This window comes from Celeribacter indicus (assembly GCF_000819565.1).
Classification (GTDB): Bacteria; Pseudomonadota; Alphaproteobacteria; order Rhodobacterales; family Rhodobacteraceae; genus Celeribacter; species Celeribacter indicus.
In genome coordinates this window covers 1-23,850 of the sequence record NZ_CP004394.1, presented here as the reverse complement: position 1 = coordinate 23,850, position 23,850 = coordinate 1, and the positions used below count along the sequence as shown (strand labels likewise).

Below are 23,850 nucleotides of genomic sequence, written 5' to 3'. Positions count from 1 at the left end.
GGGGGAAAGCGTCAGATCGGTCGCGTGGTCGAGAAGGACAGATCCTTCCAGCGCTCGAGCTCCTCGGCCACCGCCTTCAGATCCGCGGAGATCGCCCCGTGGGCATCCTCGCCGAGCGGCAGGCGCAGCGGCGGTTTCTCCGCATCGGCCAGCGCGCAGAGCGCCTCGCCGAAAAGCTCCGGGTCGTTCGGCTGCTTGCCGTGCCGGCGAGCGCTGTAGTCCGCGACGATGGAGGCCACCTCGGCATAATCCTCCCCAAGCGTGTTGATCTCCTGCACGAGCGAGGGGCCGGCGAAATCGCTGCGGAACCCGCCCGGCTCGATCAGGGTGACGTGGATGCCCAGATGCCCGACCTCGCGCGACAGCGATTCCGAATAGCCCTCCACCGCGAACTTGCTCGCAGCATAGAAGCTGAACCCCGGCGTGCCGATGAACCCGCCATAGGAGGACAGGTTGATGACATGGCCGGCGCGCTGGCGCCGCATGACCGGCAGCACGGCGCGGGTCATCTCCACCAGTCCGAAGAAATTCACCTCGAAGAGGTTGCGGTACTTCTCCGCCCCCGTCGCCTCGGCGAGCGCCACGAGCCCGTAGCCCGCATTGTTCACCAGCACGTCGATCCCGCCGAAATCCGCCTCGGCCTTCGCCACGACGGGACCGATGCGCGCATGGTCGCGGGCATCGAGGTGATAGGCCCGCAGCCGGTCGGGATAGGCCGCCGCCAGCTCGTGCTCGCCATCGCCCGCGAGCACGGTCACGACGACAGTGTCGCCCCGCTCGAGCGCGCTGCGCGCGGTCTGGAAACCGAGCCCCTTGTCCGCGCCGGTGATGAGCCAGGTCTTCTGCTTGGAATGCGCCATGTCGGGCCTGTCCTTCCGTTCGGCAAACGCGCCCCCTGCGCCGGAAAGCTCCGGCGTCCGGGTCGGTTCGCGATGTCACGGGGTGCGAGTCCGGTGGGACCTGCTCCCCCTCCCATATTGTGAAATGCCACTTCACAAAATTTTTGCCAAGTGAAATATTCCACTCCGGCAAGAAAATTCGCGTCTGGTGCGCCGATGCGGAATATGGTCTCTGGGCTTGCATTTCCTGTGCCATTTCGGGCAGCAGGGCGGCATGCACAGGCACCTGTGCGCCGGGAGAGAGACAGGAAGGAGACGCGCCTTGGCATCTTACAGACAGGTCGTCGCGGTCGAACGCGCGCTCGCGGTGCTGCGCGCCGTCAGCCTGCGCAAGCTCGCGACGGTGGGCGAGATCCACGAGGATACCGGGATCGACAAGGCGACGGTGGTCCGCTTCCTCGAGACGCTGATCGGCGAAGGCTATGTCCACCGGATCGAGGACGGCCCGCGCTACGAGGTCACGCGCAAGGTGACCCAGCTCTCCGCCGGCTACGACCGCCACCGCGAACTCGCGCGGGTCGGCGGGATCGTGATGGAGAAATACCGCACCGTCATCACCTGGCCGATGACCTTCGCCGCCTTCGACGGCGACGCGATGGTGATCGTGGAGGCGATCCGCAAGCCGCGCGGCCTCGTGGTGAACCGGGTGCCGGGATACCGCTTCCCGATGCTCGTCACCTCCTCCGGCCTCGCCTATCTCGCCGCCGTGCCGGATGCCGAACGCGACGCGATCCTCGACCACCTCGCCACCCATCCCGGCCCCGGCGGCTGGAACCAGCGCGCCCACGACCGCGAGGAGGTGCTGCGCGTGCTCGACGAGGTCCGCGCCCGCGGCTACGCGATCAGCGACGAGGAATATTACCAGGAACAGCACGAGGGCGTGCTCTGGGGCGCGAGCGTGCCGATCCGCGGCAGGTCGGAGATCCACGGCGTGTTCGGCATCATGCTTCTGTCGCATGTGCTCAAGCGTGGCGAGGGGCTCGCGGATTACCTGCCGGTCATGACCCGGATCACCGAGGATGTCGCCGGCATGATGGACGGCGCGCCCGCCCCCCTCAGCGCGCCGGACGGCGAATGAGGCAGGCGGCGGCGAAACCCAGCAGCGCAAGGAACGCCGCCACGCGGTAGAGGGCGGCGAAGATCTCGCTGTAATGCCCCACGAGATCGGCCCGCTCCGCCGCCGGCAGCCCGCGCAGCAGCGCCGGCGTGATCGCGGAGGCGTCCCATCCCTCCGGCAGCGCCACGCCCGACAGGCCCACCGCGATGACCGAGCCGTAGACCGCGATCCCGATCGAGCAGCCGATGGTCCGCATCAGCGTGATCGCCCCGGTCGCCGCGCCGATATCCCCCTCCCCCGCGGTGACCTGCGCGCCGAAGACGAGCGCGTTCATCGCCAGCCCGTTGGCAAAGCCCTGCGCGACGAAGACCGCCACCAGTTGCCAGATCGGCGTCCCTCCCGGCAGCAGCGAGAAGACCCCGAGCGTCAGCACGCCCCAGATCAGCGACAGACGCAGCGGAAAGGTGAAATGCCAGTCCCGCGACATGAGCTGTCCGGCCAGCAGCGCGCCGCAGCTCACGCCGCAGGTCAGCGCGATGAAGAACAGCCCCGACTGCGCCGGCGTGAGCCCGTGCGCCATCTGGAGGAAATAGGCGTGATAGGTCACGAGCCCGATGGTCACCGCCCCGGAACAGAAGGTCGCGACGCTCAGGAAGTCGAAATTCCATTTCGCCAGCAGCTCGGGCGGCAGGACCGGCTCCGCCGCGCCGCGCTCGATGATCGCCGACAGCAGGAGGCCGAGGCCGGCGGCGATGCCGAGAAACAGGCTCTCGGGCGCGAGGAAGCTGCCGAACAGCCGCAGGCTGTCGGTCCAGATCACGAGGATCGTCACCGTCATGGCGATGGCGAGCGCCCCGGCATAGTCGATGACCGGCTGGCGCCCCGTCACGATCCGCGGCACCAGCACGGCAAAGCCCGCGATGGCCAGCAGCGCCAGCGGCAGCGTCGGCAGGAAGATCACCCGCCAGCCCACGAGGTCGGTCAGCGCCCCGCCGAAGGTCGGCCCGACGAAGGAGCCGAAGACGAAGACGAAGCTGAGATAGCTCTGGTAGCGCGCCCGCTGCGCCGGCGGGAAAAGGTCGGCATTCATCCCGAAGACGGTGACGAGGATGCCCCCCGTGCCCAGCCCCTGCACCAGCCGGGCGAGGATCAGGCTCGACATCGACCAGCTCGCCGAACAGCCCACCGCCCCGATGCTGAACAGGCAGAGCGAGGCGATCATCACCCGCTTGCGCCCGATCAGGTCCCCGAGCTTGCCGGAAACCGGCATGACCGCGCATTGCGCGAGCACATAGGCGGAGACGAGCCAGCTGAAATGCTCCGCCTGCCCGAGATCCCCGACGATGGTCGGCAGGGCGGTGGCGACGATCTGGTTGTCGAGCGTCGCGATGAGCTGCGTCAGCATGAGGATCGCGAAGACCTTGCGCTGGCGCGCCGTGACCGGGGGCGGGGCGGCGGGTCCGGTCATGTCGCCCGCCGGCCTTCGGAAGGACGGGGAGGAGAGGACGGCCGCCGGCCCCCCTCCCCTGCCGTCGCGGCGGGGACGGCCATGCGGCCCGTCACCCGATCTTCCCCAGCAACTCCCCGACGGACTGCTTCGCATCGCCGTAATACATGCGCGTATTGTCCTTGTAGAACAGCGGGTTCTCGATGCCGGAATAGCCCGTGCCCTGGCCGCGCTTGCTGACGAAGACCTGTTTCGCCTTCCACACCTCGAGCACCGGCATCCCCGCGATCGGGGAATTCGGGTCGTCCTGTGCCGCCGGGTTCACGATGTCGTTCGAGCCGATCACGATCACCACATCCGTCTCCGGGAAGTCCTCGTTGATCTCGTCCATCTCCAGCACGATGTCATAGGGCACCTTCGCCTCCGCCAGCAGCACGTTCATGTGCCCCGGAAGGCGGCCGGCGACCGGGTGGATCGCGAAGCGCACCTGCTTGCCCTTCGCCCGCAGCTTGCGCGTCAGCTCGGCCACGTTCTGCTGCGCCTGCGCCACCGCCATGCCGTAGCCCGGCACGATCACCACGCTGTCGGCCTCCTCCAGCGCCGCCGCCACGCCGTCGGCGTCGATCGCCACCTGTTCGCCCTCCACCGCCATCGCCGGGCCCGCGGTGCCGCCGAAGCCGCCGAGGATCACCGAGACGAAGCTGCGGTTCATCGCCTTGCACATGATGTAGCTCAGGATCGCCCCCGAGGAGCCCACCAGCGCCCCCACCACGATCAGCAGGTCGTTGGACAGCGAGAACCCGATCGCCGCCGCCGCCCAGCCCGAATAGCTGTTCAGCATCGACACCACCACCGGCATGTCCGCCCCGCCGATCCCCATGATCAGGTGATAGCCGATGAACAGCGCGCAGAGCGTCATCAGCAGCAGCGGCACCACCCCGCCGGTGTTGACGTACCACACCAGGCACAGCACCGAGAGGACCGCCGCCGCCGCGTTCAGCAGGTGCCCGCCCGGCAGCTTCTCCGCCTTCGAGCTCACCTTGCCCGCGAGCTTGCCGAAGGCCACCACCGAGCCGGTGAAGGTCACCGCCCCGATGAAGATCCCGAGGAACAGCTCCACCTTCAGGATCGTCAGCTCGACCGGCGCCTTGTGCGCCACCAGCGCCGCGAACGTGCCGAGATCGGCCAGCCCCGCCGCATCCATCCCGGCCACGCGCCCCATCACCAGATGCGCGTTATAGCCCACGAACACCGCCGCGAGCCCCACCAGCGAATGCATCGCCGCCACGAGCTGCGGCATCCCGGTCATCTCGACCTTCCCGGCCACATACCAGCCGATCACCCCGCCGCCCGCGATCAGGAGCGCGGAGAGCAGCCACAGGCCCGAGCCCGGCCCGATCAGCGTCGCGAACACCGCCAGCGCCATGCCCGCGATCCCGTACCACACCGCGCGTTTCGCGCTCTCCTGCCCCGACAGGCCGCCGAGCGAGAGGATGAAGAGAACTGCCGCGACCACATAGGCCGCCGTCGTGAATCCGAAGTCCATTGTCTCTCTCCCGCCTCAGGATTTCTGGAACATGGCGAGCATGCGCCGGGTGACGAGGAAGCCGCCGAAGATGTTGATCCCGGCCATGAACACCGACAGCGCCGCCAGCACCACCACGAGCCAGCTCCCCGAGCCGATCTGCATCAGCGCCCCCAGGATGATGATCGAGCTGATCGCGTTCGTCACCGCCATCAGCGGCGTGTGCAGCGCGTGGCTCACGTTCCAGATCACCTGGAAGCCGACGAAGACCGCCAGCACGAAGACGATGAAATGCTGCATGAAGGAGGCCGGCGCCACCAGCCCCACACCCAGCAGCAGCACCGCCCCCGCCGCGAGCAGCCCGACCTGCGTCCGCGTCTCCCGCCGGAAGGCCGCGGCCTCCTGCGCGCGTTTCTCCTCCGCCGTCGGCTCCTTCGGCTTCTCGCGCCTCTGCGCCGCGATCGCCTGCACCTTCGGCGGCGGCGGCGGGAAGGTGATCTCCCCCGCATGGGTCACCGTCGCCCCCCGGATCACGTCGTCCTCCATGTCCTGCACCACCTGGCCGTCCTTGCCGGGCGTCAGGTCGGTCATCATGTGGCGGATGTTCGTCGCATAGAGCGTCGAGGCCTGGGTCGCCATCCGGCTCGGGAAATCGGTGTAGCCGATGATCGTCACGCCGTTGGGCGTCACGATCTTCTCGTCCGGCACCGTCAGCTTGCAGTTGCCGCCGCGCTCCGCGGCGAGGTCCACGATCACCGAACCCGGCTTCATCGCCGCCACCATCTCCTCGGTCCAGAGCTCCGGCGCCTCCCGGTTCGGGATCAGCGCCGTGGTGATCACGATGTCCATCTCCGGCGCGAGCTCGCGGAACTTCCTCAGCTGCGCCTCGCGGAATTCCGGCGAGGACACAGAGGCATAGCCCCCCGTCGCCGCCCCGTCGCCCTGCTCCTCCTCGAAGTCGAGATAGACGAATTCCGCCCCCATGCTCTCCACCTGCTCGGCCACCTCCGGCCGCACGTCGAACGCACGGGTCACCGCCCCCAGCGAGGTCGAGGTGCCGATCGCCGCAAGCCCCGCGACGCCCGCGCCCACCACCAGCACCTTCGCCGGCGGCACCTTGCCCGCCGCCGTCACCTGCCCGGTGAAGAACCGACCGAAATTGCTCCCCGCCTCGATCACCGCCCGGTAGCCCGCGATATTGGCCATGGAACTCAGCGCGTCCATCTTCTGCGCCCGGCTGATCCGCGGCACCATCTCCATCGCGATCACCGTCGCGCCCGCCGCCTTCGCCGCCTCCAGACCCGCCGCATTGCCGCCGGGGTTGAAGAAGGAGATCAGCGTCTGCCCCGCGCGCAGCAGCCCCAGCTCCGCCTCCGTCGGCACCCGCACCTTCGCGACGACGTCGCTCCGCGCCCAGAGGTCCGAGGCGCTCTCCACCACCTCAACACCCGCAGCCGCATACTCCGCATCCGCAAACCCCGCACGCACACCCGCGCCGCTCTCGACAAGGCATTCATAGCCCAGCTTCTGAACCTGCACCGCGCTCGCAGGCGTCAGCGCAACACGCGCCTCGCCCTCAATCACTTCCCTCGGAACACCGAATCTCACCTGGATTTCCTTCTTTCTGCCGTTCGTGCCGCCGCCGCGCCGTCGCCCCGCCCGCGCCCGAAGGCCGGCCGTCGCAGCGCCCTGCGGCATCTTGACCGCAGCAAAGCAATTTGCGAGCCAAAACTGAATACCCCCCGAAATAATTCCATGACCCGCCTCCGCGCCGCATTGGCACGGCGATTGCTTTCTCTCCGGGGCAGCCCCAGAGGGGCAGCCGAAACCTGGAGTTTGAGGAGGAAAACATGGACAAACTTCGGACATCTCTCGTGGCAGCACTCTGCCTGTCCGCCGCACCGCTGTCGGCCCAGGACAGCGTGACGCTCAAGCTCGCGACCTTCCTGCCGCCGTCGCATTACGGCGTCACCCAGGGCAGCCAGGTCTTCATCGACGAGGTCGAGGAGCTTTCCGACGGCGCCGTCGAGATCGAATTCTACCCCGCCGAACAGGCCGGCAAGGCGCGCCAGCTCATCGACCTCGTCAAGGCGGGCGCGGTCGACATCGCCGAGATCGGGACCGGCTATGTCAGCAGCGGCGAGCTGCCGCTGCTCGGCGTTCTCGAGGTGCCCGGCCTCGTCGAGGACGTCTGCGACGGCACGCGCGCGAGCCGCGCCATCGGCGAACCGGGCGGCCCGCTCTATGAAAGCGACCTGAAGCCCGCGGGCCTGCGCGTCATCAGCTATTACGTCTACGCGCCCTATGGCGCCGCCGCCTCGCGCCGGCAGATCACCTCGGTCGAGGATCTCCAGGGCCTGAAGATGCGCAACGCGGGCGGGCTGATGGAGCTCACCGTCGGTGAGCTCGGCGCGGTGCCGGTGAAACTGACCTCCCCCGAGGTGACGCAATCGCTCCAGCGCGGCACGCTCGACGCGGTGATGATGTCCTTCGCCGCGGTCGAGACCTATGGCTATGACGAATTCGCCCATTACGGCAGCACCGGCTATTCGATGGGAACGCCCGGCGTCTTCGCGATGATGTCGGAGGCGCGCTACCAGCAGCTTCCCGACGAGGTGAAGGCCGCGGTCGACGAGGCCGGCAAGCGCGCGGAGGAGAATTTCTGCCGCTTCTCCGTCGAGGACGAGGCCCGCGCGATCCGCGACCTCCAGGAGTCGGGCCGGATGGAGATCTACACCTGGTCCGAGGAGGATGTCGCACAGCTCGAGGAGACGCTCGCCAGCATCTCCGAGGACTGGGTCGACCAGCTCGAGGCGCGCGGCAAGCCCGCGGCCGAGACGCTCGAGACATTCACCGCCGAAGTGAACGCGGAGTGATGCAGACGGCGCGGGCGCCTCTCGCGCGCGCCGCGCCCCCTTCCAGGGAGGCTGGAACATGAGTGAGAAACAAGGATCCCCGCCGCGCGGACCGTTCGGACCCGGCGGCGTCCTCGACACGGCGGTCAGGCAGGTGGAGACGGTGCTGCTGTACCTTCTCTGCCTCGTGCTGTTCGTCATGATGGTGCTGATCGCCGCCGATGCGCTCGGCCGCTATTCGATGAACAGGCCGCTGACCTTCACGGTCGACCTCGTGACCATGTACCTGCTGCCGGCGGCGATGCTGCTGCCGGCGGGGCTGGTGCTGCGGCGCGGCGGACATATCGGCGTCGATCTCTTCGCGATGATGATGCCGCGGCGGCTCTACCACGCGCTGATCGGGCTGGGGCTCCTGGCCTCCGCGCCGATCTTCTGGATCATGACGCACCGCATCGCCCTCATGGCGAGCGACAGCCTGTCCCAGAAACTCGTCGCCACCGGCATGGTGCCCTGGCCGATCTGGGCCGAACAGGCGATCTTTGCCCTGGCGATGGGGCTTTTCACCCTGCGCGCCCTGCATATCGGGGTGAGCCAGCTCGTCGCCGCGGTCACGGGCGACAGCGCGCAGGCGATCTCGATCCTGCCGGACGGGGACACACGCGAGCATTCGGAAGAGGCCGTCTGATGGAAATTACTGTTGGTTTTCTGCTCCTGGCGGTCCTGCTGATCGTCGGCCTGCCGGTCTCCGTCGCGCTCGCGCTCGCGGGCGGCGTCGGGCTCTACCTCGTCGGGGGGCTCCAGCTCGCCACCGGGATCCTCGCCACGACGCCGCTCGGCGCCGTGCACAGCTATGAATTCGTGATGATCCCCATGTTCATCCTCATGGCCAATTTCATCGTCGCGAGCGGGATCAGCGAGGAGATGTTCGACATCGCGAAGAAATGGATGGGGCGCACGCCGGGCGGGCTCGCCCATGCCACCGCGCTCACCGGCGCGGCCTTCGGCGCGATCTCCGGCTCGAGCACGGCGGCCGCGGCCACCCTCGCCTCCACCACCATCCCCGGCATGGTGAAACAGGGCTACGACACCCGGCTCGCCTCCGGCGTGGTGGCGATCTCGGGCACGCTCGCGATGCTGATCCCGCCGAGCGGGGCGATGATCATCTACGCGCTGCTTGCCGACATGAGCGTCGCGAAACTGCTGATCGCCGGGGTGGTTCCGGGCATTCTCGTGACGCTCGCGATCATGCTCACCATCCTCTTCCTCGTCTGGCGCAACCCCGAGCACGCGCCCGCCGCGCAAAGCTACGGCTGGTGGGAAAAGATCGCCTCGCTGCGGCATGCCTGGTCCTTCATCCTGCTGTTCTCGATGGTGACCGTGGTGATCTACACCGGTGTCGGCACGCCGACCGAAGCCTCCGCCATGGGGGCGCTCGGCGCCTTCCTGCTCGCGCTGCTGCGCGGCACGAGCTTCAGGCAGTTCGTGCAGGCCGGCGTCTCGACGCTCGAGGCGAGCTGCATGATCGCGATGATCTTCCTCGGCGCGCAGGTCTTCGTCTACTTCCTGACGATGACCCAGGCGACCCAGTCGCTCGTCGGCTGGCTCGTCGACTCACAGATCCCCTCGCTCGCGATCCTGATCGCGATCCTGGCGATCTACCTGATCCTCGGCTGTTTCATGGATCTCATCGCGATGCTGATCCTGACCGTGCCGATCGTCACGCCGCTGATGCTCCAGCTCGGCTACGATCCGATCTGGTTCGCGGTGATCACCATCGTGATGGGCGAGATCGGGGTGCTCACCCCGCCATTGGGGATCAACGTGTTCGTCATCTCGAAATACACGCGGCTGCCCGTGGGCGAGGTCTTCCGGGGCGCCTTCCCGCATGTCATCGCCCACCTGATCCTCGTCGCCCTGCTGGTGGCCTTCCCCGAGCTCGTGCTCTGGCTGCCCTCGACGATGAACTAGACCCTCCGGGGGGCGTGGGTGCCGCGCCCCCCGACGCTGCATCCGCGGCATTATGCAGCCGCAGCAATTCCGCCATGCAGCATTGTACCTACTGCCTCCCGGCCCCTGCCCCTATGTTCCGTTCAACAGAAAACGAAACCTGGAGCACAGCCATGACCCGCACCGAATATGCGAAGATCGTCAGCGATGCAAAGGCCGAGCGCGCCGCCGCCCTGAAGAACGCCTTCGCCCGCCTTTTCCACATCTCCGCGCCCGCGCCGCACAAGGCCTGAGCCGACGCCAGCCGGCCTGTCCCGCGCGCGGGGCAGGATGAGGGCAGGCGCCGCTGCGTCCCGCCCCGCCAGGACCGACCTGCGCCCCGCCGCGACATGACGGGCGCAATGGGACGACCGCAGCACGCGGCCGCCCGGCCGGATCTCACCCCGCCTTCAGCATCCCGTGCGGATCGAGCACGAATTTCTTCGCCGCCCCGTGGTCGAAGGCCTCATAGCCCTGCGCCGCATCCTCGAGCGAGATCACCTGCGCATTCACGATGTCGGCGATCGGCAGGCGCCCGTGCAGGATCGCCTGCATGAGCTGGCGGTTGTACCGCAGCACCGGCGTCTGTCCGGTGTGGAAGCTCTGCGCCTTCGCCCAGCCGAGTCCGAAGCGCAGCGACAGGCTGCCGACCTTCGCGGCATCGTCCACCGCGCCGGGATCCTCGGTCACGTAAAGGCCTGGAATGCCGATATCGCCCGCCGGACGGGTGATCTCCATCATCTGGTTGAGCACGATGGCGGGCTGTTCCCCGCCCGCATGGCCGCGCGCCTCGAAGCCGACGGCGTCGATGGCCGCGTCCACCTCCGGGCTGCCGGTGATCTCCGCGATCATCTCGCCGAGCCGGTCGCCCGCGTTCAGGTCGACGGGGGCAAAGCCCATCTTCTCCGCGTGGTCGAGCCGTTCCCTGTTGAAATCCCCGACCATCACCACGGCCGCGCCGAGGATCTGCGCGGAGGCCGCGGCGGCAAGCCCAACCGGCCCCGCCCCCGCGACATAGACCACCGAGCCGACCCCCACGCCTGCGGAGACCGCGCCGTGAAAGCCGGTCGGCAGGATGTCCGACAGCATCGTCAGATCGCGGATCCTCTCGAGCGCCTGATCGCGATCCGGGAATTTCAGCAGGTTGAAATCGGCATAGGGCACCATCACATAGCGCGCCTGCCCGCCGACCCAGCCGCCCATGTCGACATAGCCATAGGCCCCGCCCGCGCGGGCCGGGTTCACGGTGAGGCAGACGCCCGTGTCCTGTTCCCGGCAACAGCGGCAGCGCCCGCAGGCGACGTTGAACGGGACCGAAACGATATCCCCGATCTCGAGCATCTCCACATCGCTGCCCTTCTCGATCACCTCGCCGGTGATCTCGTGGCCGAGCACGAGGCCCGCGGGCGCCGTGGTCCGCCCGCGCACCATATGCTGGTCGGAGCCGCAGATATTGGTCGAAACGACCTTCAGGATCACCGCATGGTCGAGCTTGCGCCCGTCATCGGGCGCGGACATCACCGGATCGGGAATGTCCCGCACCTCGACCTTGCCGGGTCCGACATAGACGACACCTCTGTTGGAACTCATGTTTTCTCCTCCCTTTTGGCTGGCGGGATCGCACCCCGCTCCGGAGGAGCATCGGCCGGCGCACCTCCCGCCGCGAGAAGGGATGAGGCAAACGGACAGGAGATCTGCGTCGCGCCGGCCCCGCGCCCCCGCTCGGCGGAGAGACGCCGGCGCCGCCCTCAGTCCTGCACCGCCACGGGACGGCGGAACGACTGCGGCGTACAGCCGTAGCGGCGCCGGAACATCCGGCTCAGGTGCGACGAATCGCAGAATCCGCAGTCCACCGCGATCTGGGCCACCGATTTCTGGCTGTTCTCGACGAGGTGGCGCGCGAAATCGAGCCGCATGTCGAGAAAGGCCGCCTGCGGCGAGGTGTCGAGCGCGAGGCGGAAATGGCGTTCGATCTGGCGTTTGCTGTTGCCCATCTTCTGCGCGATGTCCTGCACCGAGATCGGCGTGTCGATATTCTGCTGCATCAGCAGGAGCGCGCGCTGCACGATCGGATCCCGCGTCTTGAGATCGAGCGGCAGGCCCGGCTGCGGCTTCTCCGCCTGGAGCGCGTCGTCGATGATCATGATATGCAGGCTCTTGCTGGCCTGGGCGCGCCCGACATGCTTGTCCACCAGATAGGCGGCAAGATGGGCCGAACTTGCCCCGCCCGAACAGGTGAGCCGGTCGCGGTCGACGACGAAGATCTGGTCGGCCACCGGATCGAGCCCTTCAAATTCCTCAAGGAAATCAGAGTGATGGAACCAGCTCACGCAGCAGCGGTAGCCATCGAGCAACCCCGCCTGGTGCAGGAAGAACGCCCCCGTGCACACCCCGACCAGCGGGATCCCCGCCGCCGCGGCACGGTGCAGGAACTGGTGATAGGCCGGGCCGAGGCTGGGCGTTTCGTCCATCAGCCCGCCGACCACGACGATGTAATCGAACCGGCGCGGATCGCCGAGGCGCTCCTTCGGCTGCACGGTGATGCCGCTGCTCGAGGCGACCGGGTCCATCGTGTCCGACAGCACCGTCCAGCTGCACAGGATCGGGCGGCTGCGGTCGCCCTCGTCGGCCGCGAGCCGCAGCACATCGACGAAATTCGCGAAGGCGCAGAGCGTGAAGCGCTTGGCAAGGATGAATCCGACCGACAGGCGCGGTCCCTCCGCGCGCGGCTTCATCGCGCGCAGGCTGCCGGGCCGCACCGGGGCGAGCGTGTCGCGAGACTCGGGAATCGTGACCATTGTGCATCTCCAACACGAGGGCGATGAGCAGCATGTGTCGTAGCGATAATCCCGCTTCGACGCAAATGTTCTATTTCGCGACGCAAAAAGTCGCCACGCTCCCTGTCACGATACCGCAATGCGACGGTCGCGGAAAGCGGCCCGGCGGGATCGGACGACCAACACCGGCATACGACCGGTGGGACCGCAAAGGCCTCGCCCCGGCGATGTCCCCCGCGACCCGAAACAAAAAACGGTCCCGCCAATGGCGCGGACCTGTCCGGCACCGCGGGATCGGCGTCGGGCTCCGACAGAGAGAGGATGAAGATGAAGGTACTCGTGCCCGTGAAGCGGGTGGTCGATTACAACGTGAAGATCCGCGTCCGGGCGGACCGCACGGGTGTCGATCTCTCCAACGTGAAAATGTCGATGAACCCCTTCGACGAGATCGCCGTCGAGGAGGCCGTGCGCCTGAAGGAAGCGGGCAAGGCCGACGAGGTCGTCGCCGTCTCCATCGGCCCGGCACAGGCGCAGGACGTGCTGCGCACCGCGCTCGCCATGGGCGCCGATCGTGCGATCCTGATCGCCGCGGAGGGTCCGGTCGAACCGCTCGCCGTGGCAAAGCTGCTCCGGGCCGTGGTCTCCGCCGAGGCGCCCGGCCTCGTGATCCTCGGCAAGCAGGCAATCGACGACGATGCCAACCAGACGGGCCAGATGCTCTCCGCCCTGCTCGGCTGGCCGCAGGCGACCTTCGCCTCCGAGATCGCGCTCGGCGACGGCACGGCGAAGGTCACGCGGGAGGTGGACGGCGGCCTTCAGGCCATCGAGGTCACGCTCCCCGCCGTCGTCACCGCCGACCTGCGCCTCAACGAGCCGCGCTATGCCTCCCTGCCGAACATCATGAAGGCCAAGAAGAAGCCGCTCGAGACGAAGACGCCCGAGGAATTCGGCGTCACCGTCGAGCGCCGCCTGACCGTGCTGCGCGTCGAGGAGCCGGTGCAGCGCCAGGCGGGGATCAGGCTCGCCACCCCCGCCGAGCTGATCGAAAAGCTCAGAGCCGAAGCCGGCGTCATCTGACCGAAAGGACCCCCTCCATGGCCATTCTCCTTTTTGCAGACCATGACAACGCGACCCTGTCGGACCAGACCGCCAGGACGCTCACCGCGGCCGCGCAGATCGGTGGCGAGATCGACATCCTGATCGCGGGCAAGGACGCCGCCGCCGCGGCCGCGGCCGCCGCGAAGCTCGCCGGCGTGCGCAAGGTGCTCGTGGCGGAGAGCGACGCGCTCGAACACCGCCTTGCCGAGCCCTCCGCCGCGCTCATCGTGTCGCTCGCGGGCGACTACGACACGATCCTCGCCCCGGCGACCACCACCGGCAAGAACGTGCTCCCGCGTGTCGCCGCCCTGCTCGACGTGATGCAGGTGTCGGAGGTGACCGAGATCGTCGCGCCCGACACGTTCAAGCGCCCGATCTACGCGGGCAATGCGGTCGAGGTGGTGCAATCCACCGACCGGATCCGGGTGCTGACCCTGCGCACCGCAGGCTTCGCCGCCGCGGCAGAGGGCGGGTCCGCCCCGGTCGCCGCCGTGGACGTGCCGGCGGAGGGCGCGGACCTGTCCCGCTTCGTCGAGAACATCCTGTCGCAAAGCGACCGGCCCGAGCTCACCTCCGCGAAGATCATCGTCTCCGGCGGCCGCGCCCTCGGGTCGGAGGAAAAATTCCGGGAGGTCATCACCCCGCTTGCCGACAGGCTCGGCGGCGCCATCGGCGCCTCGCGCGCGGCGGTGGACGCGGGCTATGCCCCGAACGACCTCCAGGTCGGCCAGACCGGCAAGGTGGTCGCCCCCGATCTCTACATCGCCTGCGGCATCTCCGGTGCGATCCAGCACCTCGCGGGCATGAAGGACAGCAGGATCATCGTCGCGATCAATACCGACGAAGATGCCCCGATCTTTCAGGTGGCCGATTACGGCCTCGTCGGCGACCTCTTCGAGGTCGTCCCCGAACTGGAGCGCCAGCTATGACGATCCCCCTCCAACGTCTTCACACGGACCGGCAGACAATGAGCTCTTCTTCCTACATCCTGCGCATCGCCTGCGACGACCAGCGCGGCATCGTCGCCGCCGTCACCTCCGCCATGTCCGCGCGGGGGGCGAATATCGCGGAATCGAACCAGTTCTGGGACCGCCAGACCAACAAGTTCTTCCTGCGCATGGCCTGCCTCTTTCCCGAGCAGACCAGCAAGGACGCCGTCGAACTGGCGCTGAAACCGGCGGTGGACCGCTTTGACCTGAAGCTCAAGGTCGAGGACCAGACGCGCCGCCCGAGGATCGTCATCATGGTGTCGAAATTCGACCATGCGATGCTGCACCTGCTCTACCAGATCAAGGTCGGCTGGCTCGATGCCGAGGTCGCCGCGATCGTGTCGAACCACGAGGACGCGCGCAAGGTGGCCGAACAGGAGGGCATCCCCTTCCATTACTGGCCGGTGAACAAGGACAACAAGGCCGAGCAGGAAGACAGGCTCGCCGCGCTCGTGCAGGAGACCGGGGCCGAGCTCATCATCCTCGCCCGCTACATGCAGGTGCTGACGAACGAGCTGTCGAACCGCTTCTATGGCATGATCATCAACATCCACCATTCCTTCCTGCCGTCCTTCAAGGGGGCGAAGCCCTATCACCAGGCGCATGAACGCGGGGTGAAGCTGATCGGCGCGACGGCGCATTACGTGACGCCGGATCTCGACGAAGGGCCGATCATCGAACAGGAGACCGAGCGCGTGAGCCATTCCATGTCCGCCGAGGATTTCGTCGCCACCGGCCGCGACATCGAATCCCGCGTCCTCGCCCGCGCGGTGAAATTCCACCTCGAGGGCCGGGTGATGCTCAACGACAACCGCACCGTGGTCTTCATCCCCTGATCCCGGCCCGCGAGAGGGGCGGCCCCCTGCCCCTCCGCCGCAACCGCAAAGGATTCTCGCGCATGACCGCACATCTCATCGACGGAAAGGCCTTCGCCGCCGGTCTCGGGGACCGCATCGCGGCCGGAGCGTCGGATTTCGCCGCCCGGACCGGCCGCGCGCCGGGCCTCGCCGTGGTGCTCGTCGGCACCGACCCCGCGAGCGAGATCTACGTCCGCAGCAAGGGCCGCATGGCGCGCAAGCTCGGGATGGAGAGTTTCGAGCACCGCCTGCCCGCCGACACGACGCAGGAGGAACTCCTCGCCCTCGTCGCCGGGCTCAATGCCGACGCGGCGGTGGACGGGATCCTCGTGCAGCTCCCCCTGCCCTCCCCCCTCGACAGCCGCGCGGTGATCGAGGCGATCGACCCCGGCAAGGACGTGGACGGGCTGCACCCGCTGAGCGCGGGCCACCTCGTCGCCGGCCTGCCGGGCCTCGTGTCCTGCACGCCGCTCGGCTGTCTCATGCTGCTGCGGGAAACGCTCGGCTCCCTCGCCGGGCTCGATGCCATCGTCATCGGGCGGTCGATCCTCGTGGGCAAGCCGATGGCGCAGCTCCTGCTGGCGGAGAACTGCACCGTGACCATGGCGCATTCGCGCAGCCGCGACCTGCCCGAAAAGGTCGCGCGGGCCGATATCGTCGTCGCCGCCGTCGGCCAGGCGGAGATGATCCGCGGCGAATGGATCAAGCCGGGCGCGACCGTGATCGACGTCGGCACGAGCCGCGTGCTGCGCGACGGCCGGACGCTGCTCGTGGGCGACGTCGATTTCGCCGCCGCCGCCGAGCGCGCCCGCGCGATCACCCCGGTGCCGGGCGGCGTCGGACCGATGACGATCATGAGCCTGATGCACAACACGCTTGTCGCCGCCTGCCGGCGCAGGGGGCTGCCGGTGCCGGACCTGGACGGATGACAATGCGCGGGGATCAGATCCGCGACACATGGACCGGCCGCGCAGGGGACATTCCCCCTGCGCGGCTCTCGTCGGTTCCGGGGCCGGGCGATGGACCCGGCCTCCCGCGCGTGGCGCCGCCACGCAGACCAACAGACAGACATCTCGAAAAGAAGGAATGAGAGAAATGTCCGCATTTCCCAACAGGGCGAACGTCGTCATCGTCGGCCTCGGCGGCATCGTCGGTGCCTCCGTCGCGCATCACCTCATCGAAAACGGCTGGGACGGGATCGTCGGCATCGACAAGTCCGGCATCCCGACCGACATCGGCTCCACGGCCCATGCCTCGGACTTCTGCTATGCGACGAGCCATGACCTGCTCTCGACCTGGTCCACGATGTATTCGATGGATTTCTACGAGAAGATGGGCCATTACGCCCGGATCGGCGGGCTCGAGGTCGCGCGCGTGGGCGATGACGAACGCATGGCCGAACTGAAGCGCCGGGTCGATTCCGGCCGGGCCTTCGGCACCAATGTGCGGATGATCTCCGCCGCCGAGGCGAAGGAGAAATTCCCCCTGCTCGAGGAGGACCAGATCCAGGGCGCGATGTGGGATCCGGACGCCGGGCTCGTCATCCCGCGGTCGCAGACCGTGGCGGGCAAGCTCGTGGACGCGGGCGTGGCGGCCGGCAAGCTCACCGCCTTCGCCAACACCTCCGCGCTCGAGCTGATCTCCGAGGACGGGCGCATCACCGGGGTGAAGACCACCCGCGGCACGATCATGGCCGATCACGTCGTCGTCTGTGCCGGTCTCTGGGGCCGGCTGATCGCGGAGATGGCGGGCGAAGACCTTCCGGTGATGCCGGTCGACCACCCGCTGACCTTCTTCGGGCCCTATGACGCCTTCGCCGGCACCGGCAAGGAGATCGGCTATCCGCTGCTGCGCGACCAGGGCAACTCCGCCTATCTGCGCGACACCGGCGATCCGAAATCGACCGAGGGCGGCCAGATCGAATGGGGCTATTACTACGAGAAGAACCCGCGCCTCGTGCATCCGCGCGAGATCCTCGAAAAGGACCAGGCGCGCCTGTCGCCCTCGCAGCGCGATCTCGAGCTCGAGGACGTCATCGAACCGCTCGAACGCGCCATGGAACTGACCCCGATCCTCGGCGATCTCGGCTTCAACGAAAGCCATTCCTTCAACGGGTTGCTGCAAACCACCACCGACGGCGGCCCGTCGATGGGCGAAAGCCGCAAGCTGCGGGGCCTGTGGTACGCGGTCGCGATCTGGGTCAAGGACGGCCCCGGCATGGGCAAGCTCATTGCCGACTGGATGACCCACGGCCGCACCCATATCGACCACCACGCGATCGACTACGCGCGCTTCAACGATTTCCAGCTCGACCCCGAGTTCATCCGGGGCCGCTGCGAGGAGACGGCGGCGAAGATCTACAACCCGCCGGTGCACACGCGCGAACCCTTCGCCAACGGCCGCGGCATCCGCCGCTCGCCGTTCCATGAGCGCGAGGTGGAGCTCGGCGGCTATTTCATGGAGCTGGGCGGCTGGGAACGGGCGCATGGCTATGCCGCCAACGAGCACCTGCTGGAAAAATACGCCGACCAGGTGCCGGTGCGGGAGAACGAATGGGACAACCGCCATTTCTGGCGCGTGTCGAATGCCGAACAGCTCGAGATGAGCGCGGATTGCGGCCTGATCAACCTGTCGCATTTCCACATGACCGACATCGCCGGGCCGGACCATGTCGCGCTGATGGAATATCTCTGCGCCGCGAAGATCGGCGGGGAGGCGACTATCGGCAAGGGGATCTATACCCACATGCTCGACGACGAGGGCAATGTCCGCGCCGATTTCACGGTGTTCCGCATGGAGGACCGCTGCCGGCTCGTGAACGGCGCCGATGCGGGGCCGCGCGACCTCGTCTACATGCGGCGCATGGCGCAGGACCGCGGGCTCGACGTCACCATCACCGACGTGACGGAGGATTACACCACCATCGGCATCTGGGGCCCGAACGCGCGCGAGACGCTGAAAAAGGTCGTGGCCGAGCCGGAGAGGCTCGAGGTGGAGAATTTCCCCTTTGCGGCGATCCGCACCATCGAGATCGCGGGCAGGAAGGTCTCCGCCTTCCGCATTTCCTATGTCGGCGAACAGGGCTGGGAGCTGCACATGCGCTATGAGGACGGGCTGGCCGTCTGGGATGCGCTGCGGGCAACCGGCATCATTGCGGTGGGGGTCGAGACCTATGCGAATTCGCGGCGGCTGGAGAAGTCGCTGCGGCTCCAGAACGCCGACCTGATCACGCAATACAACCTCTACGAGGCGGATCTCGCCCGGCCGAAGGTCAAGGAGGCGGAGTTCCGCGGCAAGGAGAAACATCTCGAATACCGCGCCCGCGCGCATCAGCCGGCCATGCTCTGCACGCTGGTGATGACCGACAATATCGACAGCACCGGCGTCGCGCGCTATCCGGTCGGGTCCCAGCCGGTGCTCGACCCGGCGACGGGGGAGACGCTGGTCGACGCGCTCGGCCGCCGCTCCTACACGACCTCGATTGCCTTCGGGCCGAGCATCGGCAGGAACATCGCGCTCGCCTACCTGCCCTGGGACTATTGCGAGGTGGGGCGCAAGCTCGAGATCTCCTATTTCGACGAGGTCTATCCCGTCGAGGTGGCGGGCGTCGGCTATGCGCCGCTCTACGATCCGCAGAACCTGAAACCGCGGAGCTGATCGCGGGGAGAACGCGTGAGGGCGCGGGGGAAATCCCGCGCCCTTTTTCGTGGCTGCCCCCCTGCCCCACTCCCCTGCACCGGCCGGGCGCGCGAGGACGGATGACTCTGTGCGCGTATTTAGTTAACATGTTAATTACCATCATTGTCAGCCGGCCGGGAGTCGCGATGCAGGAACCGCCGAAACACGGGACAGCCCCGCCGGAGTCCGCCCCCCGGATCTCCGGGACGCTTCCGGTCGCGCTCCTGCGGGCACGGGAGGGCGTGATGGATCGCTTTCGCCCGATGCTCGCCGCCCATGACGTGACCGAGCCGCAATGGCGCGTCCTGCGGGTGCTCGCGGAATTCGGGGAGACGGAGGCCGGCCCTCTCGCGACCCGCGCGGGGCTGCTCGCCCCCTCCCTCACCCGCATCATGCGCCGGCTCGAGGCGCGCGGGTTCCTCCACACGCGGCGGGAGGCGGAGGACCGGCGGCGACGGATTGTCAGCCTTACCGCGGAGGGCCAAAGCTTTCTCGACAGGCTCGCACCGCAGAACGCGCGGATCCTCGCGGAGATCGAAGAGGCGGTCGGACGCGAGCGGATCGGAACGCTTCTGGACGAAATCGAGGACCTGCTCGCCGCGCTCGGCGCCGCGGAGTGAGCGCCCTGCCCCGCTGCCCTCCATGTCTTTCTGGCACCGCGCGGGTGGGCCGTTCGGAAAAATTGTCAGCTGACAATCGTCGCAACCGGGCGCAGGGCTATCGAGGATCCGGGGAGAAGGCCGGGGCTTTTGTCCGTAGCAGGTCGTGAAATTGTCAGCTGACAATCGCCACGGTGGTCAGCGCCGCTCTGGCGGTTGACGAAGCTCCGGTCCCGCTCTCAGCGCCGGAGGCCGGCCCACCCGCGCGCAAAAATTGTCAGCTGACAATCGGCGTCGTCCCGTCGCGATCGTGGGCATTTTTCGTCGGAGCCAGAAATTGTCAGCTGACAATTTCGGCCGGCCGTGGGCCGTCCGGGAGGGGGTGGCGGTGGAAATAGATCTCATCCATCCTGAAAATTGTCAGCTGACAATCGCGATCTCGGCCGGTGGCGCAGGGGCCTGCGATGGCGCCCGGCGCGGCTGTCGCGGGCCGGCCTTTGCAACCGCTCCGCAAAATTGTCAGCTGACAATTGATGCAGCACCTCCCGCCGCGCGCCTCCCCCGGACGAAAAATTGTCAGCTGACAATTTTCCCCGCGGCCTGCGCGACGCGGGCCCTTTGGGCGGCGAGCATCGGGACGACGTCGAACAGCCCCCGCGCGGCGAGGCGCGACAGGCGGCGGAGGTAGGCGCCGGGTGCGTCGATTTCCGCGAACCTCTCGAGGATGCAGAGGACCACGAGACTTGCCGTGTCCTCGCCCATTCCCCGCCGTGCTTCGACATGGACGGGCCTGTCGATCCCCAGCATCGGAATGAGAAGCTCGGTGCGGTCGCGCAGCATTTGCCAGCTGACAATCTTCTCGGGAAAGAATTCGCTGAACGTCGGGAAGGTGGTCGGGATGTCCTGGAGCTGGAGCGGGGGTGCCCGGTGCGGTCCGGTGTCGTTCTCGGAACGGGTCCGGTCCCTGCCCCGGCCTTCAGAGTCAGAAACAGATTTTTTTTCTGTCTGTATGTGCCGCTCATTTTCGCTGTTGCTGACGCTCGTTTCCGGTGTTTCCGACGGTATTTCCCCGGCCGTTTCCACAGGGTCCTGCGGGGCCGCCAGCGTGGCGATCGTGGCGGACAGCCGGGTGTCGAGGGCGCGAAGCTCCTCCGGCCCGACCTTGCGCCGCAACATCAGCCGCGTGAAGTCGAGGAGCGCGGCGAAGGCGGCGGGATCCCTGCCCTGAACCTCGCAGAGCGTCAGAAGGTCGTTGCGGTGCGCGAGGATCGCCGCCCGCAGCAGCGCGATCTCCTCCGCCCGTCGTGTCAGCCGTGCGGCGACCTGGGCCAACTCCCCGGCGCGGCGGGCCAGCGGCGAGAGGTCGAAGCCGAAGGCGGCGCGGATCTCCGTGCCGAGCGCGCGGGCGAAGCGCTTGCCGTTCGGACTGTCGTGCCGCGCGATGAAGCCGGTGTCGACGAGCTGGCGAAGATGGCGGCGCAGCGTGCTCTCGGGCATCCCGCCGAGACGTTCGGAGAGCGTGGTGTTCGAGGGGAAGACGATGGCGGCGCCCTTGCCGGCTGGCAATTCGCGTTTCGGAAAGAAGCTCAGCAGCGCGCGCAGCACCGTCACCGCGCGATGCGACAGCCCGTATTCGGGAACCGCCGCGGTGAAGGTGGTGAGCAGGGCCCATTTGTCCGGGCTGTCCGCCGGTGCCTGTCCGGCGGAACCTGTCGGCAGGCAAGCCGAAACCGGCCGCCCGATGGAGAAATCGGTCGCATGTCGCATGAAATTTTCACGAAAGACAACAAAATCCACGCCCCACTCGCGCGAGCGGAGTTGACAGGAGAGGCGGGGAAGGGATATTCCAGAGGTGCTTAAGTTCTAGAAGGGCCTTCCGGGTTTGTCCTGGGGGGCTTTTCTTTTGTGTCCGTCTACGTGCCTCCTTGTTGCTCTCTTGTCCTCAATCTTCCGCCCGGCCTTGTTGCCAGCGGGCGTGAAGCTCCTGAACCAGATCGTCGGCATTCTCCGCGATCCAGGTTGCGAATCCCTCGTCCTCCCGCGCCGGAAACGTCACGGCGGTGCCGCGGCGGGTCGCCTTCACCTCGGCAAGGGTCTGCCCGTCCTCCGCGATGACCTGCCGCTTGACGCTGTCCGACGGGGCAGGGGAGGGGGCCGGGCCGCCCTGGGCGCGTGCCAGCACGGTCTCGAACCGATCGTCCGAGGAAAGGGAGGAAAATTCGAGCTGTGCCGTGGCGGTCCGCGCCCGTGTCCGGGCGGAGGGATCCTCCTCGAAACATTTCACCAGCAGCATCCAGCGTTCCCGCCCGATGGAGGGGGCGGAGCCGATCTTGCGCAGGAATTCGGTCTTGAACGCCGTGCCCACCTTGAGCATCCGGCTCACCATCGGCAGGTCCATGGACAGCGCGGCGGCGATTGTCTGCCGGTCATAGCCGGCCTCCTGGAGCTGGGCCGCGAAATTCGCCTTCTCGATGAAGCTCAGGTCCTGCCGCGCGGTGTTTTCCTGCCCCTGCGCCATCACCAGCGCCTGATCGTCGAGCTGCCGGATCATCGCCTTCACCGGCTGGCCGATCGCCTTGAGCGCGATGAGCCGGCGGCGGCCGTAGACGATTTCATAGCGGCCCGGCCTGGCCGGATTGGGGCGCAGGAGCACCGGCACCTGTTGCCCGTAGGTGCGAATCGAGTCCTCGAGCTGCCGTTGCGCCGTCCAGTCGAGGCCGAGCCGGTCCTCGAGCCCGGCCTCGTCGATCAGCGTCGGGTCGATGTCCTGCACCGCGTTTTCCTGAAGCCGCGACAGCGAGCTTTGCAGCGCACCGACGGCGCCCTGCGGCATCATGCGCGGTTTCACCTGCGGTTTCGCATCCGCTTTCTGCGGGATCTGGGTCGAAAGTATGCCTTTGCGTGCCATTAGCGTCTCCAAGATGTCTGGAGCAAGGATTCTATTTCATCATTGACAGCATTTAGTGAATCGACCGCGCGGTCATAGGTGTTGCGGTTGAACTGGCTGCGATCCACTTCATAGACGGTCTGATGCGTGAGCCCCGCGTCGGAGATCGCGGTGGATTTGAGCATGGCGGAGACCATGACTTCCTGGCTGAACAGCTGGCGCAGGAAGGCGACGACCTGTTGCTGCGGCCCGTCGTTGGGTTCGTAACGGTTGATCAGGAAGCGCAGGAAGTCGAAATCCATCCCCGCGCCCGCATTTGACACGACATCGAGCAGGTCGGCGCTCATTTGCAGGAATTGCGACATCGAGGCGACGTCGAGCATGTTCGGCACGATGGTGATCAGCACGCCGGTCGAGGCGCAGAGCGCGGACATGGTCAGGTAGCCCAGTTGCGGCGGACAATCGAAGATGATCACGTCGTAATGCGACTCGACCTCCTGGAGCGCCGCGGCCATGCGCGAAAAGAACGGCGGCTGGATGTTGTGCATCAGCGCGCGGGGGGTTTCGTGTTCGAATTCCTGGAGCATCAGCCCGGCGGGGGCGAGGTCGATCCCGGTGAAGAAGGTTTCCTGCACGATGGCGGAGAAGGGCACCGGATCCTCATAGCGGATCGCGTCGTAGATCGTGCCGCTTTCGAGGAAATCCACCTCCGGCCGATAGCCGAAGAGCGTGGTCAGGGACGCTTGCGGGTCGATGTCGACGCAGAGCACGCGATAGCCTTTCAGCGCGAGGCGCTGTGCGGTATGGACCGCGCTCGTGGTCTTGCCGGAGCCGCCCTTGAAGTTGAGGAAGGACAGGACCTGCACCTTGTCACCCGCGCGCCGGCCCTTGAGATAGGCGCCGGGCGTCTTGGCCGAGGCCTCCAGCACCCGCCGGATGTCGCGGATGTCGGAGGCGGTGTAATGCCGGCGGCCGCCGGGGGAGGTATGCACCTCGGGCACCTTGCCGTCGAAATGCAGCTTGCGCAGGAAGCTCGCGGAAATGCCGAGGAGTTCGGCCGCCTCGCCGGCGGAGAAGCGCCGCAACTCCTTGCGCGCGTCGGGCGCGAAGACGCTCAGCATATGGCTTTCGAGCGCGGCGGAGAGGTTCTCCGCATTCTCGCGGACCCGCTGGTTGATCTGAATTGCGTCGCGCAT

The 23,850-nt window shown here is 67.4% G+C and carries 19 protein-coding genes; 10 read left to right on the top strand and 9 right to left on the bottom strand.

Annotated features, from left to right (window positions below; translation table 11 throughout):
* Positions 1 to 11 precede the first annotated feature (11 nt).
* On the bottom strand, positions 12 to 860 hold the full coding sequence (locus tag P73_RS22220; protein WP_043872118.1) for an oxidoreductase: 849 nt from the start codon (positions 858 to 860) through the stop codon (positions 12 to 14).
* A gap of 301 nt (positions 861 to 1,161) precedes the next feature.
* Between P73_RS22220 and P73_RS22215 the strand changes: the two genes are divergently transcribed.
* A complete protein-coding gene (locus tag P73_RS22215; RefSeq protein WP_052453626.1) occupies positions 1,162 to 1,977 on the top strand; it encodes a helix-turn-helix domain-containing protein in 816 nt (271 codons plus the stop codon).
* Here P73_RS22215 and P73_RS22210 read toward each other — a convergent pair.
* From P73_RS22210 to P73_RS22200, 3 genes are all read right to left on the bottom strand, one after another.
* Positions 1,955 to 3,424, bottom strand: coding sequence for an MFS transporter (locus P73_RS22210; protein ID WP_043872117.1), 1,470 nt, complete (start codon positions 3,422 to 3,424; stop codon positions 1,955 to 1,957). The genes P73_RS22215 and P73_RS22210 overlap by 23 nt on opposite strands.
* 91 nt (positions 3,425 to 3,515) lie before the next feature.
* Complete coding sequence (locus P73_RS22205; protein ID WP_043872116.1) at positions 3,516 to 4,949, bottom strand: NAD(P)(+) transhydrogenase (Re/Si-specific) subunit beta; 1,434 nt, start codon at positions 4,947 to 4,949, stop codon at positions 3,516 to 3,518.
* A 15-nt stretch (positions 4,950 to 4,964) separates the two neighbouring features.
* Complete coding sequence (locus tag P73_RS22200; RefSeq protein ID WP_043872115.1) at positions 4,965 to 6,536, bottom strand: Re/Si-specific NAD(P)(+) transhydrogenase subunit alpha; 1,572 nt, start codon at positions 6,534 to 6,536, stop codon at positions 4,965 to 4,967.
* A 242-nt stretch (positions 6,537 to 6,778) separates the two neighbouring features.
* Between P73_RS22200 and P73_RS22195 the strand changes: the two genes are divergently transcribed.
* Genes P73_RS22195 through P73_RS22185 form a run of 3 tightly spaced genes read left to right on the top strand, consistent with a single transcriptional unit; the run spans position 6,779 to position 9,751 of the window.
* Positions 6,779 to 7,804 (top strand): TRAP transporter substrate-binding protein, encoded by a 1,026-nt coding sequence (locus P73_RS22195; RefSeq protein ID WP_043872114.1) that lies wholly within the window; start codon positions 6,779 to 6,781, stop codon positions 7,802 to 7,804.
* Between the two features lie 58 nt (positions 7,805 to 7,862).
* On the top strand, positions 7,863 to 8,468 hold the full coding sequence (locus P73_RS22190) for a TRAP transporter small permease (RefSeq protein WP_043872113.1): 606 nt from the start codon (positions 7,863 to 7,865) through the stop codon (positions 8,466 to 8,468).
* A complete protein-coding gene (locus P73_RS22185; RefSeq protein WP_043872112.1) occupies positions 8,468 to 9,751 on the top strand; it encodes a TRAP transporter large permease in 1,284 nt (427 codons plus the stop codon). Before P73_RS22190 ends, P73_RS22185 begins: the two co-directional genes overlap by 1 nt.
* A 417-nt stretch (positions 9,752 to 10,168) precedes the next feature.
* Here the strand turns inward: P73_RS22185 and fdhA are convergent, their stop codons facing one another.
* Together fdhA and P73_RS22175 are read right to left on the bottom strand one after the other, a co-directional pair.
* Complete coding sequence (gene fdhA / locus P73_RS22180) at positions 10,169 to 11,359, bottom strand: formaldehyde dehydrogenase, glutathione-independent (protein WP_043872111.1); 1,191 nt, start codon at positions 11,357 to 11,359, stop codon at positions 10,169 to 10,171.
* A 158-nt stretch (positions 11,360 to 11,517) separates the two neighbouring features.
* Entirely contained in the window at positions 11,518 to 12,504 is a 987-nt protein-coding gene (locus P73_RS22175) for a GlxA family transcriptional regulator (RefSeq protein ID WP_139267221.1), read from the bottom strand.
* Positions 12,505 to 12,873: 369 nt separating this feature from the next.
* On the opposite strand from P73_RS22175, the gene P73_RS22170 reads away from it, so the two are divergent.
* From P73_RS22170 to hpaR, 6 genes are all read left to right on the top strand, one after another.
* Positions 12,874 to 13,623: an electron transfer flavoprotein subunit beta/FixA family protein gene (locus P73_RS22170; protein WP_043872200.1), complete on the top strand. Its 750-nt coding sequence runs from the start codon at positions 12,874 to 12,876 to the stop codon at positions 13,621 to 13,623.
* A gap of 17 nt (positions 13,624 to 13,640) precedes the next feature.
* Entirely contained in the window at positions 13,641 to 14,573 is a 933-nt protein-coding gene (locus tag P73_RS22165) for an electron transfer flavoprotein subunit alpha/FixB family protein (RefSeq protein ID WP_043872109.1), read from the top strand.
* A 38-nt stretch (positions 14,574 to 14,611) separates the two neighbouring features.
* Positions 14,612 to 15,469 carry a formyltetrahydrofolate deformylase gene (gene purU / locus P73_RS22160; protein ID WP_043872108.1) on the top strand — a complete coding sequence of 286 codons (858 nt, stop codon included), beginning with the start codon at positions 14,612 to 14,614 and terminating at the stop codon, positions 15,467 to 15,469.
* Positions 15,470 to 15,531: 62 nt separating this feature from the next.
* Positions 15,532 to 16,419 carry a bifunctional methylenetetrahydrofolate dehydrogenase/methenyltetrahydrofolate cyclohydrolase FolD gene (gene folD, locus P73_RS22155; protein ID WP_043872107.1) on the top strand — a complete coding sequence of 296 codons (888 nt, stop codon included), beginning with the start codon at positions 15,532 to 15,534 and terminating at the stop codon, positions 16,417 to 16,419.
* Between the two features lie 166 nt (positions 16,420 to 16,585).
* Entirely contained in the window at positions 16,586 to 19,147 is a 2,562-nt protein-coding gene (locus tag P73_RS22150; RefSeq protein WP_043872106.1) for a GcvT family protein, read from the top strand.
* A gap of 167 nt (positions 19,148 to 19,314) precedes the next feature.
* A complete protein-coding gene (hpaR, locus tag P73_RS22145) occupies positions 19,315 to 19,788 on the top strand; it encodes a homoprotocatechuate degradation operon regulator HpaR (protein ID WP_052453625.1) in 474 nt (157 codons plus the stop codon).
* A gap of 555 nt (positions 19,789 to 20,343) precedes the next feature.
* Here the strand turns inward: hpaR and repC are convergent.
* The 3 genes from repC to repA form a co-directional block, all read right to left on the bottom strand.
* Positions 20,344 to 21,534 (bottom strand): plasmid replication protein RepC, encoded by a 1,191-nt coding sequence (gene repC, locus P73_RS22140; RefSeq protein WP_052453624.1) that lies wholly within the window; start codon positions 21,532 to 21,534, stop codon positions 20,344 to 20,346.
* Between the two features lie 175 nt (positions 21,535 to 21,709).
* On the bottom strand, positions 21,710 to 22,675 hold the full coding sequence (gene repB, locus P73_RS22135) for a plasmid partitioning protein RepB (RefSeq protein ID WP_043872105.1): 966 nt from the start codon (positions 22,673 to 22,675) through the stop codon (positions 21,710 to 21,712).
* Entirely contained in the window at positions 22,675 to 23,850 is a 1,176-nt protein-coding gene (repA, locus tag P73_RS22130; RefSeq protein ID WP_043872104.1) for a plasmid partitioning protein RepA, read from the bottom strand. The genes repB and repA overlap by 1 nt, the downstream gene beginning before the upstream one ends.